At 44.7% G+C, this 9,282-nt stretch carries 9 protein-coding genes; 8 read left to right on the top strand and 1 reads right to left on the bottom strand.

What is annotated here, in order from left to right; translation table 11 throughout:
- Positions 1-284 precede the first annotated feature (284 nt).
- On the bottom strand, positions 285-1,748 hold the full coding sequence (gene dnaA / locus RDL68_RS05295) for a chromosomal replication initiator protein DnaA (RefSeq protein WP_308540639.1): 1,464 nt from the start codon (positions 1,746-1,748) through the stop codon (positions 285-287).
- Between the two features lie 494 nt (positions 1,749-2,242).
- On the opposite strand from dnaA, the gene rpmH reads away from it, so the two are divergent.
- The 8 genes from rpmH to rsmG all read left to right on the top strand — a co-directional run bounded on the left by rpmH (position 2,243) and on the right by rsmG (position 9,176).
- On the top strand, positions 2,243-2,377 hold the full coding sequence (rpmH, locus tag RDL68_RS05300) for a 50S ribosomal protein L34 (protein WP_308540640.1): 135 nt from the start codon (positions 2,243-2,245) through the stop codon (positions 2,375-2,377).
- 49 nt (positions 2,378-2,426) lie between these two features.
- A complete protein-coding gene (gene rnpA / locus RDL68_RS05305) occupies positions 2,427-2,873 on the top strand; it encodes a ribonuclease P protein component (RefSeq protein ID WP_308540641.1) in 447 nt (148 codons plus the stop codon).
- Positions 2,870-3,085 carry a membrane protein insertion efficiency factor YidD gene (yidD, locus tag RDL68_RS05310; RefSeq protein WP_308540642.1) on the top strand — a complete coding sequence of 72 codons (216 nt, stop codon included), beginning with the start codon at positions 2,870-2,872 and terminating at the stop codon, positions 3,083-3,085. Before rnpA ends, yidD begins: the two co-directional genes overlap by 4 nt.
- Before the next feature lie 135 nt (positions 3,086-3,220).
- Positions 3,221-3,961, top strand: coding sequence for a YidC/Oxa1 family membrane protein insertase (locus tag RDL68_RS05315; protein ID WP_308540643.1), 741 nt, complete (start codon positions 3,221-3,223; stop codon positions 3,959-3,961).
- Positions 3,961-5,076, top strand: a complete 1,116-nt coding sequence (jag, locus tag RDL68_RS05320) for an RNA-binding cell elongation regulator Jag/EloR (RefSeq protein ID WP_308540644.1) — start codon at positions 3,961-3,963, stop codon at positions 5,074-5,076. Before RDL68_RS05315 ends, jag begins: the two co-directional genes overlap by 1 nt.
- Positions 5,077-5,112: 36 nt before the next feature.
- The gene (mnmE, locus tag RDL68_RS05325; RefSeq protein WP_308540645.1) at positions 5,113-6,534 is read left to right on the top strand and encodes a tRNA uridine-5-carboxymethylaminomethyl(34) synthesis GTPase MnmE; all 1,422 of its coding nucleotides are present in this window, start codon (positions 5,113-5,115) and stop codon (positions 6,532-6,534) included.
- Between the two features lie 10 nt (positions 6,535-6,544).
- Complete coding sequence (mnmG, locus tag RDL68_RS05330; protein WP_308540646.1) at positions 6,545-8,455, top strand: tRNA uridine-5-carboxymethylaminomethyl(34) synthesis enzyme MnmG; 1,911 nt, start codon at positions 6,545-6,547, stop codon at positions 8,453-8,455.
- The gene (rsmG, locus tag RDL68_RS05335) at positions 8,448-9,176 is read left to right on the top strand and encodes a 16S rRNA (guanine(527)-N(7))-methyltransferase RsmG (protein ID WP_308540647.1); all 729 of its coding nucleotides are present in this window, start codon (positions 8,448-8,450) and stop codon (positions 9,174-9,176) included. Before mnmG ends, rsmG begins: the two co-directional genes overlap by 8 nt.
- Positions 9,177-9,282 lie beyond the last annotated feature (106 nt).

Genomic DNA, 9,282 nt, shown 5'->3' on the forward strand with positions numbered 1-9,282 from the left:
TCACCATAGGCTTCAAAGCGTATGCATTCTAAAATTTGCATAGTTGTTCGCGTAGAAATCGCGCGTTGACATTGACCAATGCGCTTAACCAATTCATTTGGCATCACTTGAATTTTCATCTCTGCTCCTCCTTATAGTAGTAATACGTTAGTAGCATTAGTAGTAGGGGCTGTGTATTCTGTGGAAAAAGCCATCTTCTTCTGTCTGTTTCTTCCTTTTGCTTTTGGACAGTTTTTGTGGATAAGTTTATTTTCCCCGTTTTCCATCCACAGGTATCCACCTACTTAGGTGTGGGTCAGTTGTGTGACGAGTGAAGTAACATCTTCCTTTATGGATGATTCTTTTTCCATGCGCGCTCGTATTTTGTCCACGGCGTGCATTATTGTCGTATGATCGCGCGCAAAACTTCTTCCGATTGCGACCAGCGATTCATTGGTTAATTCGCGACACAGATACATTGCCACCTGACGAGGAAGCACGATAGATCCCTGTCTGGACTTGGAAGTCATGTCGTGAAGAGAAAGGTTATAGTATTCACAAACACGCCGAATGATTTCGTCCGAAGAAAGCTTATTCTCGGTGTATTCCTCGATTTTTAAGGCTTCCCGCGCAATAGCCATTGCCTCTTCTTTAGAAAGATTTTCCGATCCCTCTTTGAATCGATAGTACGCAAGTACTCGAAGAAGAGCACCTTCTAATTCTCGAATATTTGCTGTAATATTGTTGGCTATAAATTCAAGAATGTATTGCGGAAGTTTTACCGCTTCTCCCTTCATTTTATGATTTAAAATGGCCACACGTGTCTCAAAATCCGGCTGTTGTATATCCACTGTCATACCGCCCTCAAAGCGCGTAACCAAGCGATCTTCCAGATTTTTCAATTCTTTTGGCGGTTTGTCAGCAGAAAGAACAATTTGTTTTCCTGCTTCTTTTAAGTCATTAAATGTATGAAACACTTCTTCCATTGTCGCTTTTTTTCCCGCAATGAACTGGATATCATCAATAAGCAGAACGTCAATGGAACGATATTTGTGACGGAAATTTTCTTTTTCCGCATTCGTACCATTCTCAATCACCGCAATCATTTCATTCATGAAATTTTCACTGGTAATATAGAGTACTTTTTTTTGCGGATCGGATTGTAGAATTTCATGGGCAATCGCCTGCATGAGGTGCGTTTTTCCTAATCCGGATAAACCATAGATAAAGAGTGGATTGTACACTTTTCCGGGCGCACGAATCACCGCAATCGCTGTAGCATAGGCGAAGTCATTACTCGCTCCGCGCACAAAGCTGTCCATAGTGTATTTCGGATTTAAGGTGTTATAACCGTTACGACGATGTTGTTGATCTAATAAATCATTTTTTTCGCGCAGTTTTTTTGTAATGTCCTGCGAATTATCTTTTTTCGTAGCGGATTCTGTCATTGAAGGTAGTATCACGTCCTGTTTTTTATGCGTTATCTGTTTTTCGCCAGCAAGATGTTTTTCATAATCCGGCATACTGGGATTGATCAGTTTCACGTGAATTGGTTTTTCACAGATATAAGAAAGACAGCGTTCGATATCTGCCTGGTATTTCTTTTCGACCATGGAATGAATAAAGGCACTGGTACTGTCCAGGACGAACGTATCTTCATGAAATGCAATGGGAATAAGCGGCTGCAGCCAATTTTTTAACTGAATGCGGTTCAGTTGTATATCCAACATGCTGAGAACTTCATCCCAAATCATCGTTAAATCATTCATTGTTTCCCCAATCACCGTCCACCGACTTTTCCACCATTTTAGGGAATAAAGTGCGATCCTTTAATCGGTCTCTTTCTCATTTTTACGTCGTTTCTTCTTCTGTTATACAGTACTTATCCACTTTTCCACAAAGAAATAAGCGAATAGACTTATCCACAGGATAGAAGGATAGGTAAACCAAATTTTCTGCCTTTTTCGCGTATTTTTACTTATTTTATCCACAACTTATAAACAATTGTGGATAAAAGCGCCTTTATAAGGAAATAGAACAGGTTTACACACGGTATAAGTATATCACAGAATGCCTTTTCTCGTATGGATGAAGGTTATCCACAATCATAAAAAGTATCCTATAAATGGGTAATTTACGCTTTTCCGTATTGTGCATCTTGACACCATTTTATTGCCTCAATATAATAACAACGATACTCTTCTCCTGCGAGCGACGCAGGAAAGGCGCTCGTGATGCGCCGAAAATAGGAAAGGAGGAAGAGATGAAAAGAACCTATCAACCGAATAAGCATAAAAGAAAAAAAGATCATGGATTCCGTGCCAGAATGTCGTCGAAAACCGGACGTCGTGTATTGAAAGCAAGACGCTTAAAGGGTCGCAAGAGACTGTCTGCATAGGTCCGGAAATGGACCTATTTTTTTTCGGGTGAAGAGAAGAAGGAGAAACATGAAACGTTCTTTTCGTTTACGTAAAAATGATGAATTTCAGCGCGTGTATAGGCGAGGAGTGCCTGCCTATAATCGTGACTTCAAAATAATCGGCTTTCGTAATCACCTTGAACACAATCGTTATGGATATTCTCTTTCCAAAAAATACGGTAAAGCGCACGAACGAAATCGCACTAAGCGACGTCTTCGTGAGGTTGTGCGCACCCATCAAGACTCTTTCCCAAAAAGCTTTGATTATGTGATTTTACCGAAGCAGACGACAAAATCACTCTCCTTTCAACAGCTTGAACAATCGTTACTTCACTGTTTAATGCAGTGGAAAAAACACACAATAAAAAAAACGGCAGGCTCTCCATCATGCGAACCGCCTAAAGGGAAGCATTCGCAAAGAAGTAATGATAAAAATAATTCCCTCTTTGTTGATAAAGAGAGTTTTCTGTCATGAATCAAATAGCCCATCTTCTTATTCGCGGCTATCAGCGTTTTCTGTCTCCCCTCTTGGGAAGAGGAAAATGCCGTTTTCATCCAACGTGTTCGCAGTATGCGTTGGAGGCATTTGCGCGTTTTCGTTTTTCTACGGCGCTTATGCTCACCCTTTGGCGAATTCTCCGATGTAATCCGTTTCAAAAAGGTGGAGAAGATCCGTTACTTCCCTGACGACTATTCATAAAAAGGAAAGTACGCTATCCATCCCTTGTAGAGAAAAACATCGAAATCCTTCATGTTTCTCTGTATCGTATTGAAAAAAGGATGCCGACTCGATGAATTCCAAAACAGAAAAAGAGGTATGACTTGCAGAATATCTTTTCTCCGCTGAGTGATGTCTTTGGTTGGCTGATGCGGCAAATCTATCATTATTTTGCCAATAATTTCACTGAACCGACGCAAGTATCTTATTTTGCCCTAACCATTCTTGCGATGGCGGTAATCAGTAAATTGATTACCATCCCTCTGATGGCGCAGACGACGAAATCGACAGCAAAAATGCAGGCGCTTGGTCCAAAAGTTGAGGAACTGAAAAAAAAATACGGTTATGATGAGCGTATTTTGCAGCAAAAAACGCAGGAATTGTATAAGGAAGAAGGAGTTTCCATGATGGGTTGCTCCAGCTGTTTACCAACCCTCATTCAATTAATGCTCATTTTAGCGCTGTTTAATGTTTTGCGTGAGCCGGCAAAATACATGGCATCCTCCGTAAGTAATTTTTCTCATATTGCGAAAAATTTCTTCTGGATTCCCGACCTGCTTAAGAGTGATCCGCTTACGTGGTTCGGCTTACCGTTGATCAATGCCGTTTCGCAGTTGGCGATTCAGCTTTTTGGTCCGATGCGCAAGCAACAACAGCAGATGAATAAAAACATGAATATGACGTTTATGCTCATGCCGGTCATGTTCTATTTCCTTTCCGTAAACTGGGCATCCGGTCTTTTACTCTACTGGGTATTCGGCAATCTTTTGGAGTTGCTCTACCGCGGAATAGCCGCATTGATTACCGGTTCTAAAAAGCGTGGTGCGATAGAGGGAGGTAAGTAATGCAATCCATCGTAAAAACGGGAAAAACCGTCGACGAAGCGGTGAAAGCCGCTCTTGAGGCATTAGATGCCACATTAGATGATGTCAGTATCGAAATCATGGAAGAAGCGAAATCGGGATTTTTAGGCGTATTCGGCTCTAAAGAAGCCATCGTTCGCGTTTCGCGAAAAGAATCCACCTATCGCGAACTGCTGGAGGAAAAAGACCTCCAAAAAGTAGAAAAAGAAGCAATGCGTGAGGAGTCTTCCGTTTCCTCGAAAGAGGCGGATGAAGAACCTATCGTTTCCGCAACGTCAGCCATGACGGAAGAAACAAGCGATACATCCGCGTCGGAAACAAGAAGCGAAGCAGAGACAAAAACAGCTTCTTCGATGAAGGCAGAGGAAAAGCGTCAGGAAGAACAGAAAACGCAGGAAATCCCCAATCCCCTTCCCCGCGAAACAAAGACGGAAGAAAAATCGACGCATAGTCTGTTGGATCTCATTCACGAAGAGGTCGAACGTGAACATGGTAAGAAGGGTAGCGATTCCCCTACGATATCGACCAAACAATCCGAGACATCCACAGCGGATGTCTCCATGAAAGACAGTACCGTAGCACCCTCTTTCGATGGAGACGCTTCGCAGGAAACAACACCTGCTCGTGAAATGGACAATGTGGAAATTATTCGGTTTACCGAGAACTGGCTTTCTGCCGTTCTTCGAGAAATGCACATTTCGGCGCAGCTTAATTTCTTCATTGAGGAGGAAAATCTGCGTATCGAGATGACGGATATTTCGGAAACGGATATGGGCATTGTCATTGGACGACGCGCAGAAACTTTAAATGCCATTCAGTATCTGTTGGGGGTAACGTTAAATCGCATCAGTAAACATCACTATCGTGTTTACTTGGATGTTGGCGATTATCGTAAACGTCGGGCGCAGAACATTACCCGCCTTGCGGAACGCAATGCCGAAAAAGTAAAGCGAAGCAAGCGTCCCTTAAAACTGGAGCCGATGAACGCTTATGAACGACGTATTGTTCACACCGCGTTACAGAACATGGAACACATCGAAACAGTTTCGGAAGGCCGTGAGCCATATCGTAAAGTGGTTATTCTTTATAAAGAATAGAAAGGGGGCACTCCGAGGGAGTGCCTTTTTTATCGTATGACAGAAACGACACGTACAACAGCGACAGGAAGCCTTCGCGAAGATACTATTGCTGCTATTTCCACGTCCCTTGGGCCATCCGGCATCGGCATTGTTCGTTTGAGCGGTCCGGATGCTTTTGCTATTGTCCGTCGGATTTTTCAGGCGGCGGATGATGCACCATTATCTCCGAAATACTATCGTCGCCTTCGTTATGGTTGGATTGTTGAGGACGATGCACGAATCGATGAAGTGTTGGTTTCCTGTATGCCTGCTCCACACACCTACACTGCAGAGGATGTTGCGGAGATTAACACCCATGGCGGAGCGGTTTCTGCAAAGCGCGTTCTTTCGTGTGTGTTGCGCAGCGGCGCGCGTTTGGCGCAGCCTGGAGAATTTACACGCAGAGCGTTTTTGAATGGACGCATTGATTTGACGCAAGCCGAAGCCGTCATGGATATTATTGACGCAAAAACGGAACAGGCGCAGGCACAGGCGGTAAATCAACTTTCCGGAGAATTGTCCACCGAGATTAATGCGTTAAAAGAGAACATGCTGCGTTTGTTAAGTCACGTAGAATATGCTATTAACTTCATGGAAGATGCGGAAGAAGATTTGCCAATACAGCCGATGCAGGAGGAAACCGCCGCGATAATACAGAAGATGGATGCCCTGCTCAAAGACGCGGACAACGGAAGACTCATTCGCGATGGGATTGCCACAGTTATTGCCGGACGACCCAATGTGGGAAAATCTTCGCTACTGAATGCCCTGTTACGTCAAGACCGTGCCATTGTAACCGATATTCCGGGGACAACGCGCGACGCCATCGAAGAGAATTATATACTGGACGGCGTTTGTTTGCGTCTTATTGACACGGCAGGCATTCGGGATACCGAGGATGCCGTGGAATCCATTGGTGTCTCCATCAGTCGAAATCATTTGGCGCAGGCAGATATTGTTCTTGCCATGCTTGATGGCACACGGGACTTTTCGGACGAAGAAGAGTCACTGTTGCAGGAAATGACCGATAAGCCGACGATTATTCTCCTCAACAAACAGGATCTTCCCCTGTCCGAAAGTATGCAAAATGCCCGTATACGATGGCAAGGGAAAAATCCGGAAATCCCCTGGATTTCCTTGTCCGCAAAAGAAAAAACCGGACTGGATGCGTTAAAAAATGCCATTTTGGAACGCATTTTTCATGGCACTATGCCCAAACAGCCGGCTCTTCTTTCCAACATGCGCCACATTGACCAGTTAACCAAGGCAAAAGCGGCGTTGGAAGAAGCACAACGAGCTCTCTCGTCTGGAGTGGTACTGGATGCCTTAGAAGTGGATTTGCGTGAAAGTTATAATTGTTTAGCAGACATTACCGGCGAGCGTGCAGGAGAAGATGTCCTGGATCGTATTTTTCATGATTTTTGTGTAGGGAAATAAGGAAGCTGCCATGGATAGGAAACACTACAAAAGAAAAACCGTAGACGTGGTCGTGATCGGCGCAGGACATGCCGGCTGCGAAGCAGCATTAGCAAGCGCCCGGCTCGGCATGGAAACGGTTATGTTGACGATTAGCCTTGATTCTGTTGGCGACATGCCTTGTAATCCGAATGTCGGCGGAACAGGAAAAGGGCACTTAGTGCGCGAGGTAGATGCACTGGGCGGCGAAATGGCAACGGTTATCGACGAAACTTTTCTACAGTCTCGAATGCTCAATACATCAAAAGGTCCTGCCATCCATTCGCTTCGCGTTCAGGCGGACAAAAGACGCTACCATGAAACCATGAAAAATCGCTTAGAAAAACAAGCGCACTTGCAATTGATTGAAGGCGAAGCCGTCGAGCTGATTATTGATGGGGACAAAGTGTGTGGCGTGACAACACTGCAAGGTGCTTTTTATGAAGCGCGTGCGGTTGTTATCTGTACAGGTACGTTTCTCAATGGCACCATTTTCATGGGCGATGTGAGCTATTCGTCCGGACCGCACGGGTTACGCCCGTCGCTCTACTTTAGCGACGCATTAAAAAAAGCGGGGATTCCTCTAAAACGCTTTAAGACCGGTACGCCGGCGCGGGTAAATCGGCGTTCGATTGATTATTCCCAACTTGCGTTGCAGGATGGCGATCCGGAAATCGTCCCCTTTTCCTTTCTGAATCAAGATAAGGATTTCGATTCAACCCAGCAAATGCCCTGCTATCTGACCTATACAACGGATGAAACGAAACGCATCATCGACGAAAATTTATATCGCTCCCCCATGTATTCCGGAGAGCGCCATGGAGTCGGTCCGCGCTATTGCCCTTCTTTAGAGGATAAAATGGTACGCTTTGCGGATCATCCCCAACATCAGATTTTTCTGGAGCCGGAAGGACGAGATACCGAAGAGATTTATGTACAGGGGGCAAGTACAACCCTTCCGGAAGAAGTGCAGATGGCATTTTACCGAACCATCAAAGGATTAGAAAACGTAGAAATCATGCGTTCCGCCTATGGAATTGAATATGACTGCATTGATGCTCGTGCGTTGAAAAGCTCTCTGGAAGCGCGTTCTTGCAAAGGACTATTTTTTGCCGGACAAGTGAATGGCTCTTCCGGATATGAGGAAGCTGCCGCCCAGGGGTTGATGGCGGGCATTAATGCCGCACGACTCTTATCAGAAAAGCCACCGCTCATCTTGGATCGTAGTCAGGCGTACATTGGCGTTCTGATTGATGACTTGGTTACAAAAGGAACAAATGAACCGTATAGAATGATGACCTCTCGTTGCGAATATCGTCTAAGTCTGCGCCAGAATAACGCCGATAAACGTTTAACGGGCATTGGATATGCTATTGGGCTTGCTTCTGAAGAGCGTTATCAGCGAATGAACGAAAAGTGGGAACGCATTGCGAAAGAAGAAGAGCGGTTAAAGAATTTGATGGTCACACCAACAGAAGAAAACAATGCTTTTTTGCTCGCGCAATCTTCTTCGGCACTCAAGACCGGAGTAACCTTAGCGGAATTACTACGCCGTCCTGAATTGACGTATGAGGAACTCTCTCCCATAGATATAGATCGTCCGGATTTACCGAAAGAAATTCGTATGGAAGTCGAAACGCAGATCAAATACGAAGGTTATATAGCTAAGCAGAACGCCCAAATCACACAGTTCAAGAAGCTGGAAGGACGAAAGCTCTTGCCGATGGACTATAATTTGATTTCCGGCTTAAAAAAAGAGGCAGCGGAAAAACTCAATGCTGTTCAACCGGAATCCATCGGGCAAGCTTCTCGAATCAGTGGCGTATCCCCTGCAGATATGAATGTGCTGCTGATTTATCTGGAGACAGAACGACGAAAGACGAAGGAACGGTTGCATGAGTGAGCAGGATTTAGCATTTGCGGAACGCGCAAGGAAAACGGGTATCGCATTAAGCACAACCCAATGTCGACAATTTGAGACGTACCGTTCGTTATTACTCGACTGGAACAAAAAAATGGATCTTACTGCTATTACGGACGTAGCGGAGATAGACAATAAGCATTTCCTTGACTCGTTAAGCATCCTCCGCTTCTTTCCAAATGGTATTGCGGGGCGCGTTATTGACGTAGGGACAGGAGCTGGGTTTCCATCTCTTCCGGTGAAGATTATGAATCCGTCCATTTCCTTAACCTTGGTCGATAGTCTCAATAAGCGAGTTCTTTTTTTACAGGAAGTGGCACAGGCTCTAAAACTGACCGATGTGTCGATGTTTCATGCGCGTGCGGAAGACTTTTTGCAAGCGCACGCGGAAAATCCATATCGCGAAACGTATGATTACGTTTTTGCACGAGCAGTAGCGCCCTTACCGACTTTGTTGGAATACACGCTCCCTGCGTTACGCATTGGTGGAGAACTCATTGCGATGAAAGGACCGAATGCACTCCAAGAAGTGGCGGATGCGCAGAATGCACTCAAAGAGTTGGGAGGCGAACTCATAGAAACAGATAGCTTCGTTTGGACTGAGCAAAAACTGCAGCGTGTAAACTTGCGTATTCGCAAAGCATCCCCTACTCCCGAACGCTATCCTCGTAAAAATGGAAAAGCCAAGAAGCGACCATTGTAGCTGGATATGGAAGAATCGATTAAAAGCGCAGTGAAAGAGTGTTTTGTGAAAAAACTATTGCCCTTCTCCTCTTTTTTTAAATAAAAAACACTCACAAAAAACAAAA

This window comes from uncultured Murdochiella sp., from assembly GCF_902488755.1.
In the GTDB taxonomy this organism is placed as follows: Bacteria; Bacillota; Clostridia; order Tissierellales; family Peptoniphilaceae; genus Murdochiella.

Coding starts and splice junctions, on each gene's coding strand:
- mnmE (WP_308540645.1), top strand. CDS start 5,113: ATGACAGAAACGACACGTACAACAGCGACAGGAAGCCTTCGCGAAGAT.
- rpmH (WP_308540640.1), top strand. CDS start 2,243: ATGAAAAGAACCTATCAACCGAATAAGCATAAAAGAAAAAAAGATCAT.
- yidD (WP_308540642.1), top strand. CDS start 2,870: ATGAATCAAATAGCCCATCTTCTTATTCGCGGCTATCAGCGTTTTCTG.
- jag (WP_308540644.1), top strand. CDS start 3,961: ATGCAATCCATCGTAAAAACGGGAAAAACCGTCGACGAAGCGGTGAAA.
- rnpA (WP_308540641.1), top strand. CDS start 2,427: ATGAAACGTTCTTTTCGTTTACGTAAAAATGATGAATTTCAGCGCGTG.
- rsmG (WP_308540647.1), top strand. CDS start 8,448: ATGAGTGAGCAGGATTTAGCATTTGCGGAACGCGCAAGGAAAACGGGT.
- dnaA (WP_308540639.1), bottom strand. CDS start 1,748: ATGAATGATTTAACGATGATTTGGGATGAAGTTCTCAGCATGTTGGAT.
- mnmG (WP_308540646.1), top strand. CDS start 6,545: ATGGATAGGAAACACTACAAAAGAAAAACCGTAGACGTGGTCGTGATC.